Genomic DNA, 26,377 nt, shown 5'->3' with positions numbered 1-26,377 from the left:
GATATTGGGCTCTGATACGTCCCAAACACGATGCTCAACCTCCAACAGAAGCAAGGACTCCAGCAGAAGCTCTCGCCGCAGCAGATCCAGTACATCAAGCTGCTGCAGCTGCCCACGCTCGCACTCGAGCAGCGGATCAAGGCCGAGCTCGAGTCGAACCCGCTCCTCGAAGAGGGTGAAGAGGAGGACGAGCTCCAGCTCGACAACACGGCCGACGAGCCGACCGACAGCGACGACGAGCTCCCGTCCGAGCAGACCGAGTCGTCGTCGGACGACGAGTTCGACTGGGACGAGTTCTTGAACGCCCCCGACGACCTCTACGGCTACAAGGCCCAGGTCGACCACTCGGCCGAGGAGGACGACCGCGAGATGCCCATGCCGGCGACCTCGTCGATCGCCGAGTCGCTCCGCGACCAGGTCGGGCTCCTCGACTTCGACGAGACCGAGGAGCTCATCGCCGATCAGATCATCGGGTCCATCGATGAGGACGGCTACCTCCGGCGCCCGGTCGAGTCGATCCTCGACGACGTCATGTTCAACTACGGCCTCGTCATCACCGAGGACGACGTCGAGCGCGTGCTCTCGCGTGTCCAGCGGCTCGACCCCGTCGGCATCGCCGCGCGCGACCTGAGGGAGTGCCTCCTCGTCCAGCTCGACGTCATGGGCGACGAGGTCGACGGCCGCGAAAACGCGGTCGACCTGCTCCGGGACTGCTACAAGCAGTTCACGATGAAGCACTTCGACGCCATCCAGCGCAAGCTGGGCATCGACGAGTACGACCTGAAGGAGGCCTACGACCTCGTCCGCAGCCTCGACCCTAAGCCGGGCGAGGGCGACTTCGCCGTCCAGACCAACTACATCACGCCCGACTTCACGGTCGAGCGCGACGCCGACGACTTCCGCATCCTGCTCAACGGCCGCAACGCCCCCGAGCTCCGCGTCAACCGGCACTACCGGAACATGTGGAACACGCTCTCGGCGCAGACCACGAAGGGCGACGGCAACGCGAAGGAGACGAAGGACTTCCTGAAGACGCGGATGGAGAGCGCCCGGTGGTTTATCTCGTCCATCCAGCAGCGGCGGAACACGATGCTCCGCGTGATGGAGGCCATCGTGCAGATCCAGCACGACTTTTTCGAGCACGGCGAGGGCCACCTGAAGCCGATGATCCTGAAGGACATCGCGGAGATCATCAAGATGGACATTTCGACCGTCTCCCGCGTGGTCAACGGGAAGTACGTGCAGACGGAGTACGGCGTCTACGAGCTCAAGCACTTTTTCTCCGAAGGGATCACGGGCGACGACGGTGAGGAGGTCTCGAACAAGGAGGTCAAGGCCATCCTGGAGCGGATCGTCGGCGAGGAGGACAAGGCGAAGCCGCTCAGCGACCAGAAGCTGGCCGACCTCCTCAAGGATGAGGGCTACCCCATCGCCCGGCGGACGGTGACCAAGTACCGCGAGCAGCTCGGGGTCCCGGTGGCACGGCTCCGCCGCCAGATCGTGCTGGCGTAGGGCCGTTGACGTGGGGGGGCGGGGCGGTCTACGTCCCCACCCCGCCCGTCGTCGTCGGCTGAGCGGGCGGGGCGGTCAGGGCTCCAGCTTGCTCACGGCCGTCTCGTGCGCCACCCCGCTCGACGTGCGGCACGACGCCACCCCGCCCAGGTCGGCGCCGTCGAGGAAGGCCGCGGTCACGTCCGCGGTGCAGCGCGCGAGCAGACCCAAGGGGCGGGGTGGGAGCGCGAAGGGTAACGCCGCCGTTCCGTCCTGACACCCGACGAGCGGGGCGGAGGGCCGTTCAGGCAAGCGCGAGGGGCGCGCGGCGAACGTGGCACGGCTCTTGGTGAAAGGGCCATCAACGCTCACACCCCGCCCCGCATGACCACCGCTACCGCCCCCCGCCGCTCCGCCCACGCCGCCCTGCTCGCCGGCTACATCGTCGGGGCCGTCACCGACGAGGCCATGTCGCAGTTCGACACGCTCTTCGAGGACACCGCCGCGACGGCCGACGAGCGCCACGCGTTCGCTCTCTTCTTCCTCGACGCCGTGCAGACCGGTGACATCGAGAACGCGGTTCCGACGACGGCCGCCGAGGCCGCCGGCATCCTCGTGGCCGCCCGCGCGTAGATCGGGCGAGCCGCCCCGCCCACCCGCCGAGCCTGCCCGTGTCGACGTGCCCTGACCACCTCCCGTCGACGCCGGACGGACGCTACTTCGTCCACGGCGGGCGCCTCTGGCGGTGCACGAACCCCGACCTCGCCGCCGGCGACAAGGACCGCCTGGTCAAAGAGCTGATGAGCGCCCGCCGCGCTGTCGGACAGGCCAAGCGCAGCGCCGACGAGGACGCCGAGCGGGCCGCCCGCGCCCGCGTCCACGAGGCCAAGGTCGCGCTCGGCGAGCGGGGGCCGACGTGGTGGGACGGACCCGACCACAACCGTAAGAAGCCCGAGAACACGCCCTACGCCGATTGGTGGGCGGCCCTCGACGACGACGCGCGGCGGGCCGGCCAGTGACCACCCCGCCCCCTGGCGCTTCTGCGGGCGGGGCGGACGGAAAAAGACCACTCGGCATTCGGTGCCAAGCGGTCCCTGCGCCCGAGCGACCGGAGGGGAGGGCACGGCGCGGTACCGTTTCTGACGATCTTCCAGCCGTCCGTCCCCCCCGGCCATGCTGAAGTCTGTCCTGGCGAGCCCTGCCCTGCTCGCGCTCGCCGCCGCGCTCGCCCTCTCCGGGTGCGCGGGCACCTCGGCCAGCGGCCCCAACGGATGGGCCGCCGGTCCCACCGCTCGGCCCGAAGGCCGCCCCGACCGCCGACCGCCGGCTCGTCGCCCGTCCGCCCGCCCCGCCCCGCGCTCAGCGGCCGTCCCCTCGGGGCTCGTGATCCCCGTCGTGGGCGTCCGCGCCGGCGACCTCCGCGACTCGTTCGCGGCCGGCCGGTCGGGGGGGCGGACTCACAACGCGATCGACATCGCGGCCCCGACGGGCACGCTCATCGTCGCGCCGACGGACGGCGTCGTCAGCCGGAAGCATTGGAACCGGCTGGGCGGGCGCACGCTCTACCTCCGGTCGGCCGACGGCCGGTTCGACTTCTACCTCGCCCACCTCGACGCCTACGCGGACGGGGTCGAGGTGGGCACGCGCGTGGCGCGCGGGGAGCCGCTCGGGACGGTCGGGTCGACGGGGAACGCGCGGGGGCCGCACCTCCACCTCCAGGTCCTCGACCGGAGCGGGGCGGGGCGGGGGACGCCGCTCAACCCGTATGACCTCCTCCGCGGGGCGGACGTGGCCGCCGGGCGGTAAGGGGCGGCGGGCCACCCCGCCCGTCTAGTCGCTGCCGCCCAGGTCGATGTCGACTCGGTAGGTGACGCCTCGGTTTACGACGACGTCGCGTTCCTGGGACCCCAGCGTGGGGTGGCTCACGCGGATCCGGTGGGTGCCGGTCGGGAGCTCCGTCCGGTACACGACGTCGGACTCGCGCTGGCGGAGCTGGCCGTCGATCTCGATCCGCCCCCACGGGCGGACGAGGATCTCGACGGTGCCCACGCCGGGGTCGGGGCGGGGCGGGGCGGGCGTCGGGCGGGCCTGGGGCGGGGCGGGGCCGGACGTCGGAGAGCTCGTGGAGCGGAGCTCGAGCGCGGTCTCGTAGCGGGTGCCCGGGCGGAGCGTGACGCGCCGCGTGGCCGGCTCGTACCCCGGCTGCTGGACGGCGAGCGCGTACTCGCCCGGGGTGAGGCCGTCCACCGTGACCGGCGTTTGGCCCACGCGGCGGCCGTCGAGGAGCACGGCGGCGCCGGCCGGCGTGCTCGTCACGCGGATCGACCCGCGTTCGGCCTCGGCCGCCGTGGGCCGGCCGGCCGGCTCGTCGCGGCGCCCTGCGGCGAAGACCGCCACGCGTCCGTACTCGACCTGCACCGTGGTGTCGAGCAGCGCGCGCGCGCCGCGCGCGACGAGCACCCGCTTCGGGCCGGGCTCAGAGAGCGAGAGGCGCAGGGGCGTCGTCCCGACGGAGTCGCCGTTGACGAAGACGGAGGCGCCCTCGACGGCGGAGTCCACCTCCAGGACCGCCTCGCCCGCCCCGCCCTCGTTCAGCCCACTTTCGGCCCCGTCCTCGCCGTCCACCCCGCCCCCGTTGGAGACGCTCGGCGGGGCCGCCTCATAGCCCACGTCCGCCGCCGGCGTCCGCGAGGTGTACCAGTCGGCGACGAGCAGCCCGACGCCCAGGACCACGACGACGGCCATCGCCGCGACCATGCGGAACACGACCGTCCGCGCGTTCCCCCTCGCCACGTCCGCCGGCTCGGGCGTCCACGTCTCCGGCTCGGGCGTCCAGGGGCGGGGCGGGGGCGAAGGCGTCGGGGGCATGGCCGGTCAGACCGAAACGGGGGCCGCGGGCGCGGGGGAACCCGTCGAACGGACCGGCGGCTCCCGTGCGTGCCCTCGCGGGCGGGGCGGTTATGTTGAACCAAAGTAGACCCCACGCTCCAATGCCCGTCGCCACGTCCGCCCGCTGGTTTGTCCTGCTGATTCTCGCCGTCGGGGGCGGGGCGGCGGCGGCGCAGTCGGACCCGTGCCCCGAGGCCCTCGCGGACGCTGAGCGCCGGTACCAGGAGCAGGACTACGCGGCGGTCGAGCCGGCCGTGTCGGCGTGCATCTATAGCGACGACGCCGAACCCGACGAGGTCCAGGAGGGGTACCGCCTGCTCGCCCTCTCGCTGCTCCGCCAGGGTCAGCTCCCCGAGGCTCGGCTCACGGTCGTGAACCTGCTGGGCGTGAACTACGACTACGAGCCCGACGTCGTCTACGACCCCCCGTCCTACGTCTCGCTCGTCACGGCGGTCAAGGAGCAGCTCCGCGTCGAGGCCGGGCGGGGCGGGGCGGTCGTCGACCTCAACGCGGCGCCGGAGGACGAGATCGCCCCGCTCGCGGGCGTCGGGCCGGCCCTCGCCCGTCGCATCGTGTCCTTCCGTGATGCGATGGGGCCGTTCGACGACCTCGCCGCGCTCGTGGTCGTCGAGGGCGTCACGCCGCGGCTCGTGGAGCGGCTCGCACGCGTGGCCGTCGTCCGCCCCGTCGACGTGGGGCGCTGAGCGGGGCGGTCTGGGCCGACAGTGGGGACGACGTCCGGCGGCCCGGGTCGCCGCGCAGACGAAAGCCCTGGCGCGGGGCGATATTGAAGGCCCCGCCGCCGCCCCGTGGAGACCACCGCCCCGCCCTCCAGCCTTCCCGCGCCGCCCGACGGCGGCACGGGCGAACCCGGCGCCCGCCACGTCCCGGCCGTCGTCGTCGGGTGGATCCAGGCCGGCCCGCTCGACGAGCAGCAGCGGACGGCGCTGAAGGTGGCCCGGCGCCGCGTGCGGCAGGTGCTCGCGCGCGAGTTGCCGGGGTTCGCGTGGGCGCTCCCGCTCGTCCGCCGGCGCGACCTGGCCCCGGCCGGGGTCCGCGTCGAGCCCGTCGACCTCCTCGACGCCGGGGCCGCCGAGCGGGCCGTGGCGGGGTGGGACTTTGCCCTCGTCGTTACGGCCGCCGACCTCCACGCGCGGCACCGCTCGTTCGCGCTCGCCACGCCGTCGCAGGCGCTGGCCTCGGCCGTGCTGTCGCTGGCCCGGCTCGACCCCAGCCTCCGCGACAGCCGCCGGACGCCGGCCGAGCGCGCCGAGACGGCCGGCCGGCGCCTCGCGGCCCTCGCGCTCCACGCGCTCGGCCACCTCAACGGGCTCGGCCACGAGGACGACGCGGGGGCCTGGATGCACGCGCCGAAGACGGCGGCCGACCTCGACCGCCCCGCCCACTACACGGCGTCCAACCGCGAGGAGCTCGAGGACGAGCTCGCCGACGTGGCCGACCCGCGGATGGAGGAGCGCGCCCGGTTCCGGCGGCTCTCCGGCGCCGCGTTCACGCTCCGCGCGCTCCGCCACGGGTGGGCCGACGTGGCTGACACGGTCCTCCAGATCCGTCCGTGGCTGTTCCCGTTCCAGCTCTCGAAGCTGACGACGGCTGCCTTCTCGACGCTCGTCGTCCTCGTCATCACGGCCGAGGCGTGGGACCTGGGCACGCGCCAGCCGCCGACCCGCGTCGCCGCGCTCTCCGTCTTCGCCCTCGTGACCACGAGCGTCTATCTCGTCCGCAAGCAGCGGCTGCTCGCGCGGCGCCACGGGCGGGGGCGGACCGAGCAGCAGGTGGTCACGTCGGCCTCGATCGTCATCGCGCTCGGCCTGGGCATGGCCACGACCTACGCGCTCCTGTTCGCGGCGACGACGGCGCTGGCCGCCGCCTTCTTCGACGGCCAGATCCTGGCGGAGTGGGCGGCCGCGCTGGGCGAGCCGGTCGGGGTCCGCCACGTGCTCGTGTTCGCCGGCTTCGTCGCCGCGCTCGGGATCGGCGTCGGCGCGCTCGGCGCCAGCTTCGAGGAGCAGACCTACTTCCGCTACGTGGCCTACGTCGACGAGGAAACGTAGAGCGGAGAGAGCAGGTAGAGCGGAGAGAGCAGGTAGAGCGGAGAGAGCAGGTAGAGCGGGCAGAATGGCTTGACTCAGGCCGACGGCGCCCGACCTTCCTGCTCTACCCTGCTCTACCCTGCTCTACCCTGCTCTACCCTGCTCTACCCTGCTCTACCCTGCTCTACCCTGCTCGCCCCGCTCCAGCACGTCGAGGCGGTAGTCCGCCGTCCGCCCCGCCCGGAGGGGCCGCCACGCAGGGTCGGCGAGGAAGGCGTCGTGGACGTCGTCGCCCGAGAGCGGGTAGTCCGTCTCGCCCGTCCAGTGGACGAGGACGAGGTGGCCGCCCCGCCCCACGGACGCGGCGCACCGCGCGCGGAGGCGGTCGAGGTCGGGCGGGGCGAGGTAGTAGCCCACCTCGCTCACGAGGACGAGGTCGAACGGCCGGTCGACCTCCGCCGAGCGCTCGTCCGGCCACTCGCCGGGGACCGCCATCCGCCGGATCTCTACGCCGCCCCGCCCGGCGCACCGGCGGCGCGCCTGCGCGAGCGCCGCCTCGGCCACGTCGACGGCCAGGACGCGGTCGCAGCGGTCGGCGAGACGCTCGGTCAGGACCCCGTTCGCGCACCCGACCTCGAAGGCGGACGCGTACCGGGCGCGCGGGAGCGCGTCGAGCGTGGCCTCGTACTTGGCGGCCTCGTACGGGCTCGTCTCGAACGCCCACGGGTCGGGGTCGCCCTCGTAGAGCCGCTCGAAGTAGGCCGGCGCGATCGACCCGCTCTCGGTCCGGTGCGGCGTGGTCGGGGGCGGGGTGGGCATGGCGGGTTCGGGTCGGAGGGTTCGAGGTTGGGAGGTTCAGGGTTCGGAGTCAAGGACCGACCACCCCGCCCTGAACCCTCACTCCGTTGGGTCCAGGAACAGCTCCCACGGGCGCTCGAAGTGGGCGAGCACGTCGGGGCGAAGCACGAACCCGTTCGGGTCGTCGTCGATGAGGTGCGTGGTCTGCGAGCGGTGGGCGGCGACCGCCCGGCGCTTCCGGTCGAGCACCGATGACACGTCGAGCCGCCACGCCGCGGCCTCGTGCGCGAGCGGGGCGGCGTCGGCGTCGGTCCACGCCCACACGGGGTACTCCAGCCAGCGGACCGCCGGGTCGCGGCGCGCCCGCGCGAGCGCCCACGTGGCGACGTGGTCGCAGTGCGGGTCGCGGCGCCAGGGGACGACCAGCGTGTCCGGCCGGAGGTCGGCGAGGAGCGCCTGGAGCCGGTCGGCGGCCGCCTCGAACGCCGGCGTGCCCTCGGCCGGCAGCCCGCAGTCGGGGTGGCGCAAAAACTCGACGCGCCGCTCGTGCCCCAGATGGCCCACCGCCTGCTGGGCCTCGGTCTCGCGGAGCGTGCGGAGCCGGCTCGGCGGCCACGTCGGCGAGTCGTGCGACTTCGTCCCATCGGTCACGACGACGACGTGGGCGGGGCGGCCGGCGTCGGCGAGGAGCGCGAGGAGCCCGCCGCAGCCCAGCGACTCGTCGTCGGGGTGCGGGGCCAGGACCACGACGCGGCCCAGCTCGCAGACCGCCCCGCCCGGGCGCAGCGGGTGGCGCTCGGGGTCGTCGAGGAGCGAGCCGGCCCCGCCCGCGTGGTCTTCACGGCGGCGGGGGGCGGGGCGGCGGGAGGCGCTGCGGCGGGGGGCGGGGCGGTCGGTCGTCTCAGGCATGGGAGGGCGGGGCGGAGCCGCGGGCGAGCCCGGGGCGGTCGAGGGCCGCCGCGCCGGCCGCGTCGAGCGTGGCGTCGGGGGCCGGCTGGCGGAGGTAGAGCCGGAGGTCGCGGCCGATCCGCTCGACCGGCGACGGCGGCAGGAGCCCGCGCGCGCCGACGCTCCGGTCGACGAGTTCGAGCACGTCGAGGCACGCGCGCTCGATGGCCGTCCGCGTCATCTGCGCGTAGGCCACGACGGCGCCGGGCTCGGCCTCGCCGGCGGCGTGGGCTTCCCACAGGCGGGCGGCGCCGAGGAGCCACAGCGCGCCCGTCTCGACGGCGATCGCGGCCCGCCCCGCCCGCGCGTGCTGGTGCGGATCGGCCGTGCGGCCCATCTGCCGGAGGAGACTGCCCGAGGCGTCGGCGAGCGCCTGCGCCCCGCCCAGGTGAACGGCCGCGAATCGGACCGCCCCGCCCGTAAAGTCGGGCTCGGCCGTGTAGTCGCCCGGCGCGCCGACGAGCGCGTCGGGGCCGACGGCGAGGCCCTCGAACGAGACGCGGCCGCTGACCGAGGCGCGCATGCCCTCGGCCGTCCACGAATCCGGCTCGACGCGGTCGTCTTTCCCGTCGAGGTCTACGAGCACCATCTGCCACGAGCCGTCCGGCCAGGCCCCGTTCGCGAACGCGCGCGTCACGTGGCCGGCGCCGGAGCAGAACACCTTCGCCCCGTGGAGGACCGCCCCGCCCTCGCCGTCGGGGTCGAGGCGCACGCCGTCGGCGGCCTCGGTATTCCACACGCCGAACAGGTGGCCGGCGTGGGCGTCGTCGGCCGCCCGCCCGCGCTGCCGCTCGGTCCCCCACGTCATCACCAAGTCGAGCGCGTTGACGTGGCCCTCGTAGACGCGGCCGACGGCGAGGCTGCCGCGGCCGACCTCGGCGAGCACGCGGTAGAGCGCGTGGCGCGCGCCCGGTCCGCCCAGGCCCGCCCCGCCCAACTCGGTCGGGAGCGTCGCCGTGAGCAGGCCGGCCTCGCCCAACCGGTCGAACGCCTCCTGGGGGAACGCGCGGTCGGCGTCGCGGTCGGCGGCCGTCTCGGCGATCTGGTCGGCCACGGCAGCGGCCGCCTGGACGAGCGCGTCGATGCCCTGCCCCGAACGCGGGGCGGGGTGGGGAGCCGACGGGCGGGGCGGGGCGGGGGAGGTGCTCATGCGGCCAGGGTCAGCGTGCGGGGCGGTGGGGCGGGGAGGGCGAGGCGGTTGTCCAGCGATAGTGCGCGGAGCCGTGCGGCCGCCACGCGGAGGTCGCGCAGGACGCGCTCGATGGCGTCGGCGTCCTCGTCGGGCGGCGGCTCGGGCGGATGCGTCAGCTCGGGCGGGGCGGGGCGGCTGGGGTGCTCGCGGACGAACCGGCCCAGGCACGCCAGCCGGCGCTCGGCCGCCGCCGCGCTCTCGACGCGGACGCCCGCGCCGGCCTCGGCCTGCCCGGTCCACCACCCGAGCGCGTCGGCCAGCCCGCCCGAGGCCCGCCCCACGACGCGCGCCGACGTCGCCGCTCGGAAGCGGTAGCTGTGGCGGACGCGCCCGCCCACGGCCTCGACGGCGCGGACGAGCGCGACGTCCTCGGAGGCGGGCACCGGAGGGAGCCCGCCGGCCCGCCGGTACGCCGCTGCCGTCACGGCGAGGCACGCCCCGAAGTGCTGGTGATGGCGCGGGAACGGGTCCCACGCGCAGGGCGCGTAGAGCGCGCAGACCTCCTCGAGCGCCCGCCGGTACCCGATGTCGAGCAGGAACATCCGCCGGACCGCCGGGGGCAGCGCCGCCCGCTCGGCGGGGTCCAGCGTCACGCGTCCGCCGACGAGGTCGGCCCCGGCGTCGACCTCGGCCTGGGCGCTCGCGACCCAGTCCGGCGGCACGCGCGTGTCGGCGTCCGTCGTCAGGATCAGGCCGCCCCGCCCGAGCGCGGCGAACCGCGCGCACGCCGCGTCGAGCACGAACTGCCGCGCGCGGCCGACGTGGGCCTCGGGCGGGGCGAGCTCGACCTCGACCGCGTGGAGGCGGAGCCCCGGGTGCGCCCGCCCCGCCCGCTCCAGCGCCTCGCGCGAGCCGTCGCGGCAGTTGTTGAGCAGGACGACAACCTCGAACGCCCCCGGCGCCAGCGGCCGCCCCGCCCCGTCGCGCTGCGCGGCCAGCGAGGCGACAAGCTGCGGCAGGCGTTCGGCCTCGTCCCGCGCCGGCACGCCCACGCAGGCGGCGAGGGCGGGGTGGGGCGCGGGCAGGGAGAGCGGGATAGGGCGGATGGCCGTCGCGGAACGTGTGCGTTGCCTACTCGGCGCCGCCGCCCCCGGTGCCGTCCTGACCCCGCGTTCGGGGGCGGCCTCACGCGCCCCTACGCCGCGGCCCGAAGTCCGCCGCCCCGCCCAGGCAGCGTCGGCGGGCGGGGTGGCGCTACGTGAGCGGCTCGTGCCCCCGCAGCTCGTTGTTCCGGTCCGTCGCCTCGTCCGCCGGGCGCGTGAGCGCGCTCGGGGCCGCGTCCGAGAACGACTCCCAGCCCGTCCGCCGCTCGTCGCCTTTCGGTCCGGTGGGGGCGGGGAGGAGCCGGGCCGCGAGCTTCGCCGCCCCGCCCACGAGCCCGGGCGCGACGCCGTCGAGGGCGGCGCCGAGCGTGGCCGGCAGCGTCAGCGTGAGGGCCGCGTCGCCGTGGCGGAGCGCGTCGACGACCTTGTCGGCCGCTCGGTCGCCGCTGATCGAGAGGAGCGGGTTGGCGTCGGCGGCCGCGAACCACGCGAACTCCGCCTCGTGGTCGCCCTTGGTGTGGGCGTTGGGGTGCGAGCCCGTGCGCATGAGGCCCGGCGTGATCGTCGTCACGCGGACGCCCGACGCGGCCAGCTCGGCGCGCACGGCGTCGGCGTAGCCCACGAGCGCGTGCTTGCCCACCGAGTACGGGGCGAGGTGCGGGGCGGCCACGCGCCCGGCCACCGACGACACGTACCCGATCCGGGCGCCGTCGCCCAGGTGCGGGCGGAGAGCTTCGGTCAAATAGTAGCCGCCCCAAAAGTGGACGTCCAGCGACCGCCGGTAGTCCTCCTCCGCCATGTGCGCCTCCGGGCCGACCCCGATGACGCCGGCGTCGTGGAGGAGCACGGACGGCGGCCCCAGCTCCCGCGCCACGCGGGCGACGGCGGCCTCGACCTGCTCGCGGTCGCGCACGTCGCACGGGACGGCGATCGCCGCCCCGCCCGTGAGCGCGGCGCCCAGGAGCGGACCGCCCCGCCCTCCCAGGTCGGCGAGGGCGGCGTCGAGGTCCGCCTCGGTCCGCGCGAGGAGCGCGACGCGGGCGCCCTCGGCCACGAGGCGGCGGGCGACGAGCAGGCCGAGCCCGCGGCTCCCGCCCGAGATCACGACCGTGCGGCCGGCGAACGAGAGGGCGCGGCGGCGGCGGAGCGCCCGGGCCGCGGCCCAGGCCCCCACCCCGCCCAGCGCGAGCTTGGTGTTGGCGGTCATGCCTCCACCTTCTGCGTCCGCACCTCGACCTCGTGGTCGTCGTCCCAGGACGTGTCGAGGACCACCTTGACGCAGTCGTCGTCCTTGTCGCGGAACGTCTCGTAGAGCTCGGGGGCCTTCGCCAGCGGCGCCTTGTGCGTGATGATGTACGACGGGTCGAGCTCGCCCCGCTCGACGTGCCCGAGCAGGTCGCGGATGTACTTCTGGACGTGCGTCTGGCCCATCTTGAACGTGAGCCCCTTCCCGAAGGCGGCCCCCATGTTCACGTGGTTGAGGACGCCGCCGTAGACGCCGGCGATGCTGACCGTGCCGCCCTTGCCGCAGCTCTGGATGGCCTCGATGAGCGCCGTCCCGCGGTCGGTCTGGAGCTTCAGCGCCTGCTCCGCCTTTTGCGCCACGCCCGTCAGCCCGAGGCCGTGGGCTTCGAGCCCGACGGCGTCGATGCAAGCGTTGGGGCCGCGGCCGTCGTTGACCTCCTTGAGCTTGTCGAACACGTCCTCGTCCTCGAAGTTGAGGACCGTCGAGCCCGCGAACTGCTCGGCCATGCGGAGCCGCTCGGGGATCCGGTCGATGCCGATCACCTGGGCGCCCAGCATCTTGGCCGAGATCTGCGCGAACAGGCCGACCGGCCCGCAGCCCCACACGGCGACCACGTCGCCCTGCTGGATGTCGCAGTTGACGGCGGCCTGGTAGCCGGTCGGGTAGATGTCGGTGAGGAACAGGACCTGCTCGTCGGTCAGCGACTCCGGCACCTTGAGCGGGCCGACGTCGGCGTAGGGCACGCGGACGTACTCGGCCTGGCCGCCGTCGAACCCGCCCATCATGTGGCTGTAGCCGTAGAGGCCGGCGCCGCCGTAGCCGTAGGCCGCGGCCTGCACCTCCTTGTTGGGGTTCGAGTTGTCGCACAGGCTGTACTCGTCCCGGTTGCAGTAGTGGCAGTGCCCGCACGCGATGGGGAACGGGACGACCACGCGGTCGCCCTTTTTCAGCGTCTGCACGCCGCTGCCGACTTCGACGACCTCGCCCATGAACTCGTGGCCGAGGATGTCGCCGTCCTCCATCGTCGGGATGTAGCCGTCGAACAGGTGGAGGTCGCTCCCGCAGATCGCGGTCAGCGAGACGTCGATGATGCAGTCGTGGGCGTCGAGGATCTGGGGGTCGTCGACGGTGTCGACGGAGACGTCGCCTGTGCCGTGCCAGCGGAGCGCTTTCATATCAATGGGGCGGGGTGGAGGGGCCGCGTCCACCCCGCCCCGCCCGTCGCGGTTGCGTCCTGGGGCCGCGTTCGGGCCGTCCCCGACGCCGCTGTCCGGGGACCCGCCCCGCCCGAACGCGCCCCGCCCCCGGCCGCGTGAGCAACCGGGGGCGGGGTGGAGGGCCAGGACGGGCGGGTCGGCTACATCGTCCCGAACGCCTCCTTCAGCCGGTCGACGGCCAGCGCCTGGGCGTTTACGGCCTGCTCGAGGACGGCGGCCATCCCGAAAAACTCGTGGGTCACGCCCGGGTACACCTCGCGGACCACGTCCACGCCGGCCGCCCGCATCCGGTCGGCCAGCTCGCCGCCCTCGGACTGGAGCGGGTCGATCTCGGCGTTGATGACGGTCGTCGGCGGGAAGCCACTGTAGTCGCGGGCCGTGAGGTCCACGTACTCGTAGTCCTGCGTGCGCCAGTCGGGCGTGGCGTAGTCGAAGAACCACTCCATGAACCCGCGGCTGAGCGGGACGGCGTTCGCGTACCGCTCGTAGCTCTCGGACTCGACGTCGCCGTCGGCGATGGGGTACACCGAGACGACGGCGTCGGGGACGCGCCCGCCTCGCTCCTGCGCCATGAGCGCGACGGCGACGGACAGGTTGCCGCCGGCGCTCTCGCCGGCCGTCGCGATCCGGTCGGGGTCGCCGCCGAGCTCGGCCGCGTTCTTCGTCACCCAGTCGTAGGCCGCGTAGGAGTCCTCGTGGAACGCGGGGTAGACGACGTCCGGGGCCTGGCGGTAGGCCACCGAGACCACGATGGCCCCGGCCTTCTCGGCGAGCGCCCGCGCCGAGGGCTCGTACGTGTCGAGGTCGGCGATGACCCAGCCGCCGCCGTGGTAGTACACGACGACCGGGAGCGGGCCGGGGCCGGCGTCGAGGGGCGTGTACGTCCGCACGAGGACGCCGTCGTCGGTGCTCACGGGCAAGATCCGGTGGCCGATGTCGACCGCGGGCGAGGACGGCGGGAGGCCCGTCCGCATGAGGAGCGAGGCGACGGCCTCGGCCGGGAGCTTCCCGTTGCGGACCTGGAACGGGGTCATCTCGGTGAACGGCGGCTGCTCGTAGGCCCCGAGCCGCTCGATCACGGCCAGCATCTGCGGGTCGATCGTCGGCCCCCAGGGCGGGGCGGAGCCGGACGGCGTGATGTCCATCGGGTCCGTGGCCGCGACGGACGGGCCGACCTCGGCGTCGGCGGGCGGGGCGGGCATGTCGGCCCGGTCCATGTCGGTCCGGCCCATGTCGGAGCCCATCGACGGCGTGCCGCACCCGGCCCCGACGACGGCGAGTGCGAGGAGGAAGGGAGAGAATTTCATGCCGTGTACGGGAGGAAAAAGAAAGCGGGAGCCCATGGGCCAGGGGCGGGCAGGAGAGGGGCCTTAGACGAGGCGTTCCCGCTGCTGTGCCCCCAGGCCGCCCACGGCGGCCCATTTCAGGGGCCTCCCCGGGCTCCGACTCGGGAAATACCCGTTCCAACAACGATCGCCCCGCGCCCTACCCCGAGCGGGGCGGCGGGCGGGGCGGGCGGTCTAGCTTCGGGCCATGCGCCTGCCCCGCCCCGCCCTGTGCCTCGCCGCCGTCCTGGCCCTCGCCGCGTGCCGCGAGCGCCCCGCGTCCGGCACCTCGACCGTCGGGCCGTACGTGCCCGCGGCCGGCGAGGCCACGGTTCTCCCCGACCTCCGCGGCGGCGACCTCCTCGCGGCGCTCCGCGCCGAGTACGCGCCGGCGCGGACGCTGGGCTATGGCCCCGCCCGCGACTCCCTGTTCACGTACGAGATGGAGACGGACGGGCGGCTCGAAGCGGTCTACAGCGGGTTTTCCGTCGCCGTCCCGCCGGGCGTCGACCCGAGCGCGACGGCGGCCGACCTCGGCGTCAACACGGAGCACGTGTGGCCGCAGTCGTACGGGGCCGGCGAGGAGCCGCTGAGGAGCGACCTCCACCACCTGTTCCCGGCCCGCCAGACTGTGAACTCGTCGCGCGGCAACCTCCCGTTCGGCGAGGTCCCCGACGACCGGGCCGAGGCGTGGTACCGGCTCGACCAGAGCCAGTCCGCCACCCCGCGCGTCGCCATCGACGAGTGGAGCGAGCGGGGCGACGGCCGGTTCGAGCCGCGCGAGGACCGGGCCGGCGACGTCGCCCGCGCCGCGTTCTACGTGGCCGCGCTCTATCCGGCACAGGCGGGCGGGGCGGCTGCCTTTTTCGACGGCATGCGCGCCGACCTCCTCGCCTGGAACCGCCAGGACCCGCCCGACGACGCCGAGCGCGCGCGGAGCGCGTGGATCGCGATGCAGCAGGGGACCGAGAACCCGTTCGTCCTCGACCCGACGCTCGCCGACCGCGCCTTCGGCGGCCCAGCGCCGCCCCGCCCCGCCCGGGACGCGGGCGGGGCGGCCGACCTCGCGGTCGTCGAGGTCCACTACGACAACGAGGGCGCGGACGTGGGCGAGGGCGTCGAACTCGCCGGCCCGCCCGGGGCGCCGCTCGACGGGTGGAGCCTCACGCTCTACAACGGGAGCGACGGCCGCGTCTACCGGACGGTCCCGCTGAGCGGCGCGCTCCCGGCCTCGGGCGTCGCGTGGACGCCCGTCGAGGGCCTCCAGAACGGGAGCCCGGACGCGCTCGCGCTCGTGGCGCCGGGCGGGGCGGTCCGCCAGTTCCTGAGCTACGAGGGCACGCTCACGGCGACGGACGGCCCCGCCGCCGGGCAGACGGCGGACGACCTCGGCGTGGCCGAGACGGCCTCCACCCCGCCCGGCCGCTCGCTCCAGTTCGTCAGCGGGTCGTGGACCGAGGCGCCGGCCACGCCGGGGCGGCCCAACCGCTAGCGGGCGGGATCTGCGGGCGGGGCGGCGCCGTGTGTGGCTTCCCCCGCCGCCCCGCCCGTGCCGCTCTCCGTCCTCACGCTCGTCCGCGACCGGACGGCGTACCTCCACGGGCTGCTCGCCGCGCTCGCCGCCGCGCCCGACCCGCCTGCCGAGGTCGTCGTCGCCGTGTGCGGGGGGGACGACCCGCGGCCGGGGGCGCCCGCGACGCCGTTCCCCGTCCGGTTTCTCGACGTCGACTCGGGCGAGCGGATCGCGTACAGCCCGGCCCGGAACGCCTGCGCGCGGGCGGCGGGGTCGGAGCGGCTCCTGTTCCTCGACGCCGACTGCGTCCCCCTCCCGGGCGCGCTCGCCGCGTTCGACCGCGCGCTCGCCGCCGAGGACGCCCTCGCCATCGGCGAGGTCCTCTACCTGCCCCCGGGCGTCGACGTGGACCCGGCCGATGTCGGCGCGCTCCGGCGGGCGGGGCGGCCCCACCCCGCCCGGCCCGTGCCGCCGGCCGAGGGCTGGGAGCGCTCGGACCGCTACGGCCTAGCGTGGGGGCTTGCCGTGGCCGTGCGGAAGACGACGTTCCTCGCGCTCGGCGGCTTCGACGAGGGCTACGGCGGCTACGCAGGCGAGGACACGGACTTTGCCGAAGCCGCCCGCCGTGCCGGCGTTCCGCTCGTGGTCGTGGGCGGGGCGGCCGTCGCGCACCGGCACCATGACGTGTTCGAGCCGCCGGTCCAGCAGCTCACCGCGACGGTCGCCAACGCCCAGCGCTTCCGCGACAAGTGGGGGTGGTGGCCGATGGGCGGGTGGCTCGCCGGGTTCGCCCAGCTCGGCCTGGTCGAGTGGACGGAGGACGCCGAACGTGCCGTCGTCCTCCGCGAGCCGACGCCAGCCGAGGTCGAGGCGGCGCGGCGGACCTCGGCGCGGCCGTTCCGCACGTAGGGACGGCCGGCGCCGCCCCGCCCGCCGGCATGTCACCCCGCCCCGCGTGCCACGTCGTCCAGGACCGCCGCCGCCCGGGCCGCCCCGCCCCCGTCCGCGAGGGCGCGGAGCGGGGCGGTGTCGCAGCCGAGGGCGCGGTCGAGGAGGGCGGGCCAGGCCGCCGGCTCCGGCCACCGTGGGCACGCGACGGCCGCGCCGATGCGGTCCAGGGCCGCCGCCTTCCGCGCCTGCTCGTCGAACGGCCGCGGCTCCGGCACGACGACGAGCGGCCGCCCCGCCGCCGCCGCCTCCATGACGGCGTTGTGGCCCGCCGTCGCCACGACGACGGACGCCGAGGCCAGGTGCGTCCACGGGTCCGCGACCCACCCCGCCCCCTCCAGAGTGTCGGGCGAGCCGGGCGGGGTGGCGGCACCCAGCACCGTCCACCGCCAGCGCGGCGTCGCGCGAGCGGCGGCGGCGAGGTCGCCGGGTCCCCACGCCCGACCCGACGCCGCTCCACCCGCCCCGCCCCCGCCCAAAACCACGACGCGGCGGGCGCCCCGAGAGCGGGGCGGGGCGGGGCGGCCGTCGAACCGGCTGAACCCGCCCACGTACGCCGTCTTCTCGCGGACCCACGCCGGCGCGTCGGGCTCCTCCAGCGACGGGGGAAACGGCGCGAGCAGGCGCTCGGCCAGGCCGTACGCCGTGCGGTGCGGCCCGTCCCACCGCGCCCCGTGCTGGCGGACGATGACGACGGGCAGCGACAGCAGCCGGCCGAGCGTGGCCACCTCGACGGACACGTCGGCGACGAGGGCGCCCGGCCCCTCGGCGGCCCACGCCGCGATCTGCGCCATCCGCTGGCGGACGCCGCCGTGCCCGACCGGCGCGTAGTGGAACGGCTCGGGCGACACGCGCTCCGCCCCGCCCGAGCCGGCTTCGGGGTCGTCGGGCGGGAGGCGGACGCAGGCGACGCCGTCCGGCAGCGGCGGCGGCTCGGCCGACGTAAACAGCGTGGCCTCGGCGCGGACGTGCGCCAGGACCGCGGCGGCGCGCGTCACGTGGCCCCGCCCGTGGTGGCCGGCGTAGTACGCCAGCCTCACGCCTCGGCGCCGACGGCCTCGGCGACCTCCACCCCGCCCGACGCCGCCCCGCCCGACGCCGCGACGAGCCGCACCGGCAGCGGGCGGGGCGGGGCGGGCTCACGCGCCGCGACGAGCCGGCGGTACAGGGCGAGGTAGCGGTCGATCATGGCCCGCTCCGAAGCATGCGCCTCGGCCCACGCCCGGCACGCCCTGCGGTCCAGGGCCGCCGCCTCGCGGGCGGCGCGGGCCAGGTCGGCGGCGTCGTCGGGCGCGGCGAGTCGGCCGGTCGCGCGCGTCAGGAGCTCCGGCGCCGCCCCGCGCCGGAACGCGGCGACGGGCGTCCCGCACGCGAGCGCCTCGACGAGCGTGAGCCCGTACGGCTCCTCCCACCGCGCCGTCGAGAGCGCGACGGCCGCCGCCCCGTAGTGCCGGGCCAGGTCGGCGTGGCTCGCGTGGCCCACGACGTCGACGTCGGCGCCCAGGCGGGGCGCGATCTCCGCGTCGTAGTAGGATGCGTCGTAGGCCGGCCCAACGAGCCGGAGCCGGAGCCCGGCCGCACGCGCGGCGTCGATGGCCAGGTGCGGCCCCTTCTCGGGGACGAGCCGCCCCGCCCAGACCGCGAGGTCGGGGGCGGGGCGGTCCGAGAACGTCCACCGCCCGAGGTCGACCCCGTTCGGAACGACGCCGCACGACGGGAGCGACGGCCGCCAGAGCGCCCGGTTCGTGGCCGAGACGGTCACGGCGGCGGGCCGGTCGCGCTCGGGGAGGCACGCGAACGCGCTCTCCTGCCACGGCGTCGGCGGCGAGTGGAGCGTCGTGAGGTGCGCCGCGTCGACGGCCGGCGCCATGCCGATCGGGAGGTGGTGGAGCGAGTGGTTGTGGACGACATCGAACCGGCCCCACGTCCCGCGTTGCAGCCCCAGCATCAGCGCGAGCGCCGCGTGGTGCTCGCGCATGAACGGCTCGGCCAGCATCGACACGTCGCCGCGGGCGGCCGCGGAGTAGTCCAGCCCGCTCGCCGCGCAGAACGGGACCGTGCGGACCCCGCCGCCAGCGTCGGACCCCTCGGGCGCGAACAGCGTCACGTCGTGGCCCCGCTCCGCCAGCCCCCGCGCGAGCCCGACCACGTGCGCGGCGACTCCGCCGACGTAGGGTTCGCGGAAGGCGTACCGCGCGCTCCCGATCAGGGCGACGCGGAGGGGGAACGTGAGCACGGGGCGGAGCCGGGGGAGACGAGGGGACGGGCTGCGGCCAGAGTCCGCCGCTCCCCTCACGATCCCTCCGCCCCGCCCGAGAGCGCTTCAGGAAAGGTCTCAACGAGGGGTCAGGAGCGGGACGGCGGTTCGCCTGGGCGGCCATTTGCCTGGGCGGGGCGGCTCGTGCGTGGCCCCTTCCGGCTCCACCCCGCCCCCGTCGCCGTTTGGTCCGCCCTGCCTGGTCGTTCTCGTCACGCCTGGTGGTCGTCGCTGCGAGCGACCGCACGCTGCGGCCTGGTCACGCCCGGGCGGGGTGGCCTACCGGACGTCCGCAAGCGCGGCGGGGTCCGCCACGGCGAACGCCTCGGCCGACCGCCCCGCCCCCAACCTCGCGCCCTCGGCGTCCGCGAACGCCGCGAGCCGCTCGCGCATCGCGGCCTCGGGCGGGGCGGCGGCGTCGCGGCCGAACTGGTACGGGATCTGGCTCGCGTAGGCGGCGCAGGCGTCGAGCTTGGCCGCGAGCGCCGCCCCGCCCACGGGCACGGCCACCTCGGACAGACCGGCGGGGAGACCCAGCGCGGGTGGGGCGGCGGGCGCGCGGAGCGCGTAGGGCGCGTCGCGCCACCAGGCAACGGGGAGCCCGGTCTCGTCGGCGAGCGCGGCGACGGCGCGGACCACGTGGAGGTGGTCGACGTGGCCGCCGAGCCCCTGGCACGAGAGGACGAGGCGGGGCGGGCGCGCGGCGACGAGGGCGCGGAGCCGGTCGAGCGCGTCGCGCCACGTCCGCCGGTCGCCGTCGTGGACGCCGGCGAACAGGGCCTCGGGCGAGTCGTAGCCGCGATGCGGGGCCTCGGGCAAGTCGAGCCAGACGGGGTCGGCGCCGAGCGCGGCGCAGGCGGCCCGGTCCTCCTCGCGCCGGAGCGCGAGGTAGTCCACGTCCGGCGCGACGCCCTTGTCGGTCTGGCAGCGGAGCGCGAAGCCGGCAGGGGCGGGGTGGCTCTGCGTAAAGACGGTCGCGACAGTCACGGCGGTCTGCGCCCCGGCGACCGTGACCGCCCCGCCCCGCCCCCACGTCGCGAGCGCGCCGCCGGCCGAGAACGCGGCGTCGTCCAGGTGCGGGCTGACGGCGAGGATCATGGGGGAGGGATGGAGGGATGCGGGATGGAGGAGGGATGAGGGGGAACGGCGGGGCGGGGTGGCGACCGCTGCCGCGGCCGATTCTGCCCATCCCTCCATCGCCGATCCCTCTATCCCTCCCTCACAGCAGCTGCGGCGTCCCGCGGTAGACGCACGGGTCCGGGTCCGAGCCGTCGTAGGTCCAGCCGTTGTCGGGCGCCGTGCCCTGGAGCGAGGCGTAGACGCCGGCGATCTGCTCGCCGCGGGCGCGCCACGAGTAGAGCGTGCGGGCCTCGTCGAGCGCCGTCTGGGCGAGCCGCTCGCGGAGGGGCGCGTCGTCCAGGAGCCGCTCGACGGCGGCGGCCAGCTGCTCCGGCGCCTCGGGCGCGACGAGGAGCGCGTCGCGGTCGTCTTGGAGGCAGTCGACCACGCCGACGACCTCGCAGGACACGATGGGCAGGCCGCTCGCCATCGCCTCCAGGATCGTGTTCGAGAACCCCTCCATGTAGGTCGGGCTCACGAACACGTCGCCCAGGTGGTACCGGGCCGGCGCCTCCTCGTAGCCCGCGATGCCGAGCACGTCGACCACCCCGCCCAGGTCCAGCACGGCCACGCGCTCGCGCACGGCGTCGACGTCCGGCCCGATGCCGCTGACGGCGAGGCGGACGGCGCGGCCGCGGTCGCGGAGCAGGCGGACGGCGTCGAGCAGGTCGAGCACGCCCTTCCGCCGGTCCACGCGGCCGTGGTAGAGGAGGACCGGCGCCGCCTCGTCCGCCACCCCGCCCACCGCAGGGGCGGGGCGGGGCCGGAACCGCTCGACGCTGACGGCGCCGGGGACGATCGTGAACCGCGCGAGGTCGGTCCCCAGCCGGCCGTGGACCTCGCGCGCGAAGCTGTCGCTCCCGATGAGGACCGCGCCGGCGTGGTCGAGGACCGCGTGCATGGCCTCGCGGTGCGTCCCGCAGCACTCGCCGACCCAGTGGCCGTCGCCGCCCTGGATCGAGACCACGTTGGGAGCGCCCGTCCGCCGGCTGGCTTCGAGCGCGGCCAGCCCGGTCGGGTAGGCGTACTGCGCGTGGATCACGTCAAACGGTTTCTCCCGGTGCTTCTGCTCCACGACCTGGACGATGGCCTCGATGTCGGCCTCGAAGTCGCCCGTCGTCTGCTCGCCCACCGACTCCATCCCGATCGTCTCGATGCCGGGCACCTCCATCGGCGGGCCGTCGCCGTAGACGGTCGCCGCCTCGCCGCCGTAGTGCTGGCTCACCAAGACGACGTCGTGGCCCTGGTCGCGGAGCTGGCGGAGCAGGTTGAGGGCGTAGACGCTCATCCCCGAGATCGTGGGGAAAAAGCGGCGGGAGATAAAGCAGACGCGCACGGGCGGACCCAAAGGGCGAGGTGGAGTGGGTGGCAGGTGCTGGGTGAGCAGGGGGCGGGGCGGCGTCCGGCGGTCCCACCCCGCCCGCGCACGGCGGGCACCCGTAGGGACACGACGTGTTGTATCCGGGGCAGGCGGGGCGTACGGAGTCGAGCCACCCCGCCCGGCGGTCGGCCGCCGTAAGGACGTGGTCCGTCGCGTCCCCGATCCACCACCCCGCCCGGTCTAGCCTCCGGGCGGGGCGGGCTCGATGTAGAGGTCGCGGTGGGCGGCGCAGCCCGGGTTGAACGGTGCGCCGCAAGCGGGGCACTCGTGGCCCGAGGCGAGGTAGGCCGGCGCCGTCATCGTCGTGCCGCACGCGCCGCACAAGACGGAGGGCTCGCTGAACCGGGCGCGCGGCCACGGGCGGGATGCGTGGTCCGCCGTCTCGTCGTGGCAGGCGTGGCACGGGTGGTAGACGCCGCAGCACCCGGCCCGGAGGGCGACGACGTCGGTCGGCCCGTCGTAGTGGGCGCACCGCGTCTGCGCGTCCACCGACACGCCGCGGAGGGGGACGGCGAACCGCGCGTCGAGCGCGGGCGGGGCGGTCGTCCGCCGGCCCACTCGCCTACTCCGCCGTCAGGCGGCGGACGCCAGCGTAGCCGCCGGCGACGAGCCACACCTTGGCGAGGTCCCACACGGCGAACAGGAGCCAGCCCTTGACGATCGACTCGGTCCACGTCTCGTGCCCGGCCGCGAAATGCAGCCACGTCACGCCGACCGTGAACAGGAGCGCCGAGCCGGCGAGCATCGACAGCGCCGAGCCGACGAACGAGTTCCACCGCCGCGAGAGCGTCCCGACGAGGAGCGCCACGAGCGGGTAGGCCAGGAGGTACCCGGCCGACGCCGAGCCGGCAAAGTAGGAGACCCCGTGGCCCTCGCCCGCGAACACGGGGAAGAGCAGGCCCGCGGCGAGGTAGAGCCCCATCGCGAAGAGCCCGTTCCGCCCGCCGAGGAACAGCCCGGCCCCGTACACGGCGACCGTCTGGAGCGTGATCGGGACCTCCCACAGGTAGATCTTGACCTGGGCGCCGAGCGCGGCGAGGAGTGCGAACCCGACCACGCCCAGCACCTGGGTCGTGACCGAGGCGTCGGCGCGGCGGAGGGCGTCGGCGGCGGCGGGGCGGGGCGAGCGGAGGGCGACGGCGGCCATAGGAGGGGCGGGGCGGGAGGGGAGCCGGAAGATAACGGGGGCGGGGCGGCCGGCGGTTCCACGCGCACCGTCTCCACCCCGCCCTCGCGGCCGGCGGGCGGGGCGGCGGCCCGCGACTCCACCCCGCCCTCGTGGGGGCGGGGCGGTCTGCGGCGGGCGGGGCGGCTAGCGCGCGCCCTCGGCGGCCTTGAGGAACGCGATCGACTCGGGGATCGCCTCGTGCGCGCGCGGGCTCTCGCGGCTCAGCTCGACCGTCACGAGCCCGGTGAACCCGACGTCCGCGAGCGCCGCCAGGATCGGGGGGACGTCCACGTCGCCGGTCCCGAACGGCTTGTGCAGGTGGACGCCTCGGTCCATGTCCTCGACGGCGACCGTCCCCAACTGACCGCCCCGCTCGCGGACCGCCGCGGCCGGGTCCTGCTCGCCGGTGACGAGGAGGTGGCCCGTGTCGAGGGCGAGGCGCAGGCCGGGCGCCGCCGCCGCCAGCCGGTCGTAGTCGGCCAGGTGCTCCGTCAGGTGGCCGGGCTCGGGCTCGAACGAGGCCGTCACGCCGCGCCGCCCCGCCCGCTCGACGAGCGCGGCCACGCCCTCTTCGAGCCACGCCCAGGCGTCCGCGCGGGCGACGCCGTCGCGGAGCGGGCCGGACCAGAACGAGACCGTCTCGCCGTCGCACGCCGCGCACACGTCGAGCGCCCGCGTGAGCATGTCGAGCCGCCGCTCGCGCCCGTCGGCCTCGGGGCTCATGAGCGTCGGCTCGTGCTTGCGGCGGGGGTCCAGGAGGAACCGGGCGCCGGTCTCGACCACGAGCCCGAGCCCGCGCTCGCGGAGCAGCACGCCGAGGTTCCACGCCTGCACCTCGTAGTCGTCGGCCGTCACGTCGAGGTGCTGCCAGTCGAGTGTGAGCGCGACCCCGGCGTATCCGGCCTCGGCGATCAGGTCGAGCGCGTCTTCGAGCCGGTGGTGGGCGCACCCGTTCGTGTTGTAGGCGTAGCGGAGCATGGGGGAATGCGGAAGGGTGAGAGGCTGTTCGAGACCGCACGGCGTTCTCCTCCCCCCAGCGGGGGGAGGCTGGGAGGGGGGACCCTGGGCGGCTGCCCCGCCCTCGCGTTGGCCTCCGATGTCGGTCTTCCACCCCGCCCTTTGGGTCCGGCCCTCTCGCGGTGGGGGTGGGGGAGATCCCAAACAGCCCTGAAAGCGGAATGTGAAAGAGGCGGTCGCCGAGGGCGGGGCGGGGCGGGGCGCTCAGGTGTGCCTCGCCCCGCCCCGCCCGCGCGTCACCCGCCCCGCCCGCGCGTCACCCGCCCCGCTCGGCGCGGAGGCCGACGACGTGCTCGGCCGGCTCGCGGTACATGGCGTAGAGCGGGCCGAGCGCCTCCTCGACGAGGTCGAGCGAGACCCACGCCGGGCCGCCCAATGCCGCCTCGCCGTCCGGCGCGAGCGGCACGGCCTGCGCCTCGGCCGGCGGCCGCCCGATCCCCACGAGGTCGGGGTGGACGATGGTGTCGCCGGCGCGGATGCGGTCGAGGAGCCGGCGGAGGTTGCGCGGCCCGACGCGCCCGTACGTCACCGTCTCGACCTCCAGGCCCGGCACGATCGTCTTGACCACCGACACCGGCGCGTCGGGCGGGGCGAGGTCGACGGCGAACGCGTCGAGCCCGGCGTCGGCGAGCCGCTCGGTTACGAAGGCGACGAGCGCAGCCGGGTCGTCGGCCACGTCGTGCGTGGGGAGCGCGTCGAACGGGAGCCGCTCGGCCTCGCGGAACCACGTCCCCTCCAGCCGGCGGAGCTGCTCGCGGCCGTCCAGCCCGGCCCACTCGGCGACGGCGTCCGTCGCGCGGTCCTCCTCGGGCGCCACGCCCGCCTCGCGAACGCGCGCGAGGTAGGCATCGGGCACCGCGCCCTCCAGGTCCGCGAGCGGCCCGTGCGCGTACCGCTTGCGGACCCGGCTCGCGCCGTACTCCAGGAGCGCCTTTTTCAGCGCCCGCTCGCGGTCGGGGTGGGCGCCCTCGCCGGCGCCCGTGAGGACCAGCGGGTGCGGCATCGCGTCCAGGTCCCGCTCGCGGCCCTCGACGTAGACGACCGGGATGCCGAGCGGGGTGTCGGCCAGCTTTGCCATGAGCGTGACGCCGCCCGTTTGCAGGCGGTCGATCCACTCGCGCGAGACCGGGTCCGTCACGCCGTCCAGGTCGATCACGAGCCCGCGGTCGAAGGCCCGGTAGCCGACCGACGAGGCGTCGCGCTGGACGAGCTCCAGGAGTCCGTGCGCGACGGCCCGCTCGCGCGTGTCGCCGGCGCCGAGACCGTTCGTGATCGGCGTGTAGAGCGGGCGGTAGCCGTCCGGCAGGTTGTAGCCGTGGGCGACGGCCTCGTCCAGCAGCACGTAGGCCGCCCCGCCCCGCCCGACGCGCTGGGCCTCGACCCACAGGCGCTCCGTGTCCTCGGTGTAGTCGGTCCCGACCGGGAGCCGGAGGCGGAGCGGGTCGACGGCGTCCGCCCCGCCCTCGACCAACTCGCGGTACGAGGCGCGGCGGGCGGGGAGGTCGGCGCGCAGGCGGTGGACGAAGACGCCCTCGGCCAGCTCGCCCCAGGCCCCGATTCGGGCGCGGTCGTCGGTCTCGCCGTAGCCGATTCCGCTCTGGAACTCGCCGTCGATCCAGGTCGCCACAGTCCACACCGGAATACCGGTCGTGTCGAGCGGCGTGAGCGGGAACTCGAACGTCTCGTTGAGCCCCAGCGCCCGGCGGTACAGGGCGACGGCGGGCGGGTCGGGGGGATGGGCCATGAGTGACGGGCGACGAGCGATGGGCAAATGCGCCTCGGGCGGGGCGGGCATCGTAGGGACACCATGCATGGTGTCCCGGGCAGGGCGGCGCGGGTGGGGCGGTCCGCCACCCCGCCCACGTCAAAGGCGGGGCGGGGCGGGGAGAGGGCCGCCGGGGATTTCGTGCCAGTCGGCTGAGGGGTGCCCGGCGAGTTGGACGTCGAGCAGCGACAGCACGGCCGCCTTGCCGCCGGTCGGGACGGCCTCCCACGGCGTCACCACGCCGTCGAAGTCGAGGGCGGCGAACAAGGCGCGGTAGGCGCGGGCGTCGTCGTGCGAGAGCGGGATGTGCGCGTCGTACGCCTTGTGCGTCGAGACGTGCGTGGCGCGGCCGTCTGCGTCCAGCCGGAACTTGAACGCGTCGCCGCAGAACACGAGCCGCCGCGCCTCCCAGTGGAGCACGCTGTGGCCCGCCGTGTGGCCGCCCGTCCACAGGAGCCGGAGCCCGGGCGCGAGCTCGGCCTCGGCCCCGAACGGCCACGAGACCGCGAGCGCCTGCGCGAACGGGAGCGCCGCGCTCTGCACCACGACCTCGGGCTCGAACCGCTCGGCGACGCGCCACCACGACCCGAACACGTGGGCGTGCGAGCCCGACAGGAAGCGGACGCCGCCCAGCGCCTCCATCTGGTCGAGCGCCGCGTCCGACGTCCACCCCGCCCCTTCCCACGACACGTTGCCGTGCTCGGTGCGGAGAATCCAGCCCAGCGGGCCGATCCCGAGCGCCGGCGCCGTCTCGAAGGCCCACACGTCGGGGAGCACCTCGCGCCACGTCGTCTCGAACCGCCCGGCCGCCTCGCCCTCGCTCACGAAGTCCCACCCCGCCCGCGGCAGCGGGTGCCGGTAATCGGTGCAGACGGGGCAGTCGGGCGGGGTGGCGAAGTAGGGCTGCCAGAACCCGCAGTTCGTGCAGGCCCAGCGGGGCAGCGGATCGTCGGTGTGGGGCACAGCGGGCGGGGCGGGTGTCGCTCTGTAGGGGGACACCATGCATGGT

26 protein-coding genes are annotated in these 26,377 nt (G+C 75.5%); 8 read left to right on the top strand and 18 right to left on the bottom strand.

The features are described from left to right. The first annotated feature begins 30 nt into the window (after positions 1-30). On the top strand, positions 31-1,512 hold the full coding sequence (gene rpoN, locus RQM47_RS02645; protein ID WP_311662826.1) for an RNA polymerase factor sigma-54: 1,482 nt from the start codon (positions 31-33) through the stop codon (positions 1,510-1,512). Between the two features lie 75 nt (positions 1,513-1,587). Here the strand turns inward: rpoN and RQM47_RS02640 are convergent, their stop codons facing one another. Continuing rightward, positions 1,588-1,722 carry a hypothetical protein gene (locus RQM47_RS02640; protein ID WP_314007284.1) on the bottom strand — a complete coding sequence of 45 codons (135 nt, stop codon included), beginning with the start codon at positions 1,720-1,722 and terminating at the stop codon, positions 1,588-1,590. A gap of 153 nt (positions 1,723-1,875) precedes the next feature. Here RQM47_RS02640 and RQM47_RS02635 point away from each other — a divergent pair, with 153 nt between their 5' ends. The 3 genes from RQM47_RS02635 to RQM47_RS02625 all read left to right on the top strand — a co-directional run bounded on the left by RQM47_RS02635 (position 1,876) and on the right by RQM47_RS02625 (position 3,297). Beyond that, a complete protein-coding gene (locus RQM47_RS02635) occupies positions 1,876-2,124 on the top strand; it encodes a hypothetical protein (RefSeq protein ID WP_311662827.1) in 249 nt (82 codons plus the stop codon). A 32-nt stretch (positions 2,125-2,156) separates the two neighbouring features. Beyond that, on the top strand, positions 2,157-2,510 hold the full coding sequence (locus RQM47_RS02630; protein ID WP_409945951.1) for a hypothetical protein: 354 nt from the start codon (positions 2,157-2,159) through the stop codon (positions 2,508-2,510). Positions 2,511-2,664: 154 nt separating this feature from the next. Beyond that, the gene (locus tag RQM47_RS02625; protein ID WP_311662829.1) at positions 2,665-3,297 is read left to right on the top strand and encodes a M23 family metallopeptidase; all 633 of its coding nucleotides are present in this window, start codon (positions 2,665-2,667) and stop codon (positions 3,295-3,297) included. A 24-nt stretch (positions 3,298-3,321) separates the two neighbouring features. On the opposite strand, the gene RQM47_RS02620 is transcribed toward RQM47_RS02625, so the two are convergent. Continuing rightward, entirely contained in the window at positions 3,322-4,359 is a 1,038-nt protein-coding gene (locus RQM47_RS02620; protein WP_311662830.1) for a PEGA domain-containing protein, read from the bottom strand. A gap of 122 nt (positions 4,360-4,481) precedes the next feature. Here RQM47_RS02620 and RQM47_RS02615 point away from each other — a divergent pair, with 122 nt between their 5' ends. Beyond that, positions 4,482-5,084, top strand: coding sequence for a helix-hairpin-helix domain-containing protein (locus RQM47_RS02615; protein ID WP_311662831.1), 603 nt, complete (start codon positions 4,482-4,484; stop codon positions 5,082-5,084). A gap of 105 nt (positions 5,085-5,189) precedes the next feature. Next, positions 5,190-6,452: a DUF2391 domain-containing protein gene (locus RQM47_RS02610; protein WP_311662832.1), complete on the top strand. Its 1,263-nt coding sequence runs from the start codon at positions 5,190-5,192 to the stop codon at positions 6,450-6,452. 153 nt (positions 6,453-6,605) lie between these two features. Here the strand turns inward: RQM47_RS02610 and RQM47_RS02605 are convergent, their stop codons facing one another. The 7 genes from RQM47_RS02605 to RQM47_RS02575 form a co-directional block, all read right to left on the bottom strand. Continuing rightward, a complete protein-coding gene (locus tag RQM47_RS02605) occupies positions 6,606-7,250 on the bottom strand; it encodes a class I SAM-dependent DNA methyltransferase (protein ID WP_311662833.1) in 645 nt (214 codons plus the stop codon). Positions 7,251-7,328: 78 nt separating this feature from the next. Beyond that, positions 7,329-8,138, bottom strand: coding sequence for a PIG-L deacetylase family protein (locus RQM47_RS02600; RefSeq protein WP_311662834.1), 810 nt, complete (start codon positions 8,136-8,138; stop codon positions 7,329-7,331). After that, positions 8,131-9,327 carry an acyl-CoA dehydrogenase family protein gene (locus RQM47_RS02595; protein ID WP_311662835.1) on the bottom strand — a complete coding sequence of 399 codons (1,197 nt, stop codon included), beginning with the start codon at positions 9,325-9,327 and terminating at the stop codon, positions 8,131-8,133. The genes RQM47_RS02600 and RQM47_RS02595 overlap by 8 nt, the downstream gene beginning before the upstream one ends. Further along, the gene (locus RQM47_RS02590; RefSeq protein WP_314007282.1) at positions 9,324-10,361 is read right to left on the bottom strand and encodes a glycosyltransferase family A protein; all 1,038 of its coding nucleotides are present in this window, start codon (positions 10,359-10,361) and stop codon (positions 9,324-9,326) included. Before RQM47_RS02590 ends, RQM47_RS02595 begins: the two co-directional genes overlap by 4 nt. 202 nt (positions 10,362-10,563) lie before the next feature. Beyond that, a complete protein-coding gene (locus RQM47_RS02585; protein WP_311662837.1) occupies positions 10,564-11,619 on the bottom strand; it encodes an SDR family oxidoreductase in 1,056 nt (351 codons plus the stop codon). Then, positions 11,616-12,833, bottom strand: a complete 1,218-nt coding sequence (locus RQM47_RS02580; RefSeq protein ID WP_311662838.1) for a zinc-dependent alcohol dehydrogenase — start codon at positions 12,831-12,833, stop codon at positions 11,616-11,618. Before RQM47_RS02580 ends, RQM47_RS02585 begins: the two co-directional genes overlap by 4 nt. A 182-nt stretch (positions 12,834-13,015) precedes the next feature. Then, a complete protein-coding gene (locus tag RQM47_RS02575; RefSeq protein WP_311662839.1) occupies positions 13,016-14,182 on the bottom strand; it encodes an alpha/beta hydrolase in 1,167 nt (388 codons plus the stop codon). A 226-nt stretch (positions 14,183-14,408) separates the two neighbouring features. Between RQM47_RS02575 and RQM47_RS02570 the strand changes: the two genes are divergently transcribed. Together RQM47_RS02570 and RQM47_RS02565 are read left to right on the top strand one after the other, a co-directional pair. After that, the gene (locus RQM47_RS02570; RefSeq protein ID WP_311662840.1) at positions 14,409-15,692 is read left to right on the top strand and encodes an endonuclease; all 1,284 of its coding nucleotides are present in this window, start codon (positions 14,409-14,411) and stop codon (positions 15,690-15,692) included. A gap of 57 nt (positions 15,693-15,749) precedes the next feature. Then, a complete protein-coding gene (locus RQM47_RS02565) occupies positions 15,750-16,622 on the top strand; it encodes a glycosyltransferase family 2 protein (RefSeq protein WP_311662841.1) in 873 nt (290 codons plus the stop codon). A 32-nt stretch (positions 16,623-16,654) separates the two neighbouring features. On the opposite strand, the gene RQM47_RS02560 is transcribed toward RQM47_RS02565, so the two are convergent. The 9 genes from RQM47_RS02560 to RQM47_RS02520 form a co-directional block, all read right to left on the bottom strand. Further along, positions 16,655-17,659, bottom strand: coding sequence for a glycosyltransferase (locus RQM47_RS02560; protein ID WP_314007280.1), 1,005 nt, complete (start codon positions 17,657-17,659; stop codon positions 16,655-16,657). A gap of 38 nt (positions 17,660-17,697) precedes the next feature. Further along, entirely contained in the window at positions 17,698-18,897 is a 1,200-nt protein-coding gene (locus RQM47_RS02555) for a glycosyltransferase (RefSeq protein WP_311662843.1), read from the bottom strand. A gap of 300 nt (positions 18,898-19,197) precedes the next feature. Beyond that, positions 19,198-20,016 carry a PIG-L deacetylase family protein gene (locus RQM47_RS02550; RefSeq protein WP_314007278.1) on the bottom strand — a complete coding sequence of 273 codons (819 nt, stop codon included), beginning with the start codon at positions 20,014-20,016 and terminating at the stop codon, positions 19,198-19,200. A gap of 121 nt (positions 20,017-20,137) precedes the next feature. Beyond that, positions 20,138-21,373 carry a glycosyltransferase family 4 protein gene (locus tag RQM47_RS02545; RefSeq protein WP_314007277.1) on the bottom strand — a complete coding sequence of 412 codons (1,236 nt, stop codon included), beginning with the start codon at positions 21,371-21,373 and terminating at the stop codon, positions 20,138-20,140. A 225-nt stretch (positions 21,374-21,598) separates the two neighbouring features. Continuing rightward, positions 21,599-21,976, bottom strand: coding sequence for a CHY zinc finger protein (locus tag RQM47_RS02540; protein ID WP_311662846.1), 378 nt, complete (start codon positions 21,974-21,976; stop codon positions 21,599-21,601). Positions 21,977-21,980: 4 nt separating this feature from the next. Continuing rightward, positions 21,981-22,565 carry a biotin transporter BioY gene (locus tag RQM47_RS02535; RefSeq protein ID WP_311662847.1) on the bottom strand — a complete coding sequence of 195 codons (585 nt, stop codon included), beginning with the start codon at positions 22,563-22,565 and terminating at the stop codon, positions 21,981-21,983. 165 nt (positions 22,566-22,730) lie between these two features. Next, a complete protein-coding gene (locus tag RQM47_RS02530) occupies positions 22,731-23,564 on the bottom strand; it encodes a sugar phosphate isomerase/epimerase family protein (RefSeq protein ID WP_314007276.1) in 834 nt (277 codons plus the stop codon). Positions 23,565-23,859: 295 nt separating this feature from the next. Beyond that, a complete protein-coding gene (locus tag RQM47_RS02525) occupies positions 23,860-25,347 on the bottom strand; it encodes a YcaO-like family protein (protein WP_314007275.1) in 1,488 nt (495 codons plus the stop codon). 120 nt (positions 25,348-25,467) lie between these two features. Then, positions 25,468-26,331, bottom strand: a complete 864-nt coding sequence (locus RQM47_RS02520) for an MBL fold metallo-hydrolase (protein WP_314007273.1) — start codon at positions 26,329-26,331, stop codon at positions 25,468-25,470. Between the last annotated feature and the right edge of the window lie 46 nt (positions 26,332-26,377).

This window comes from Rubrivirga sp. S365 (genome assembly GCF_032248475.1).
Taxonomy (GTDB): Bacteria; Bacteroidota; Rhodothermia; order Rhodothermales; family Rubricoccaceae; genus Rubrivirga; species Rubrivirga litoralis.
This window is presented reverse-complemented; position numbering and strand designations above follow the sequence as displayed.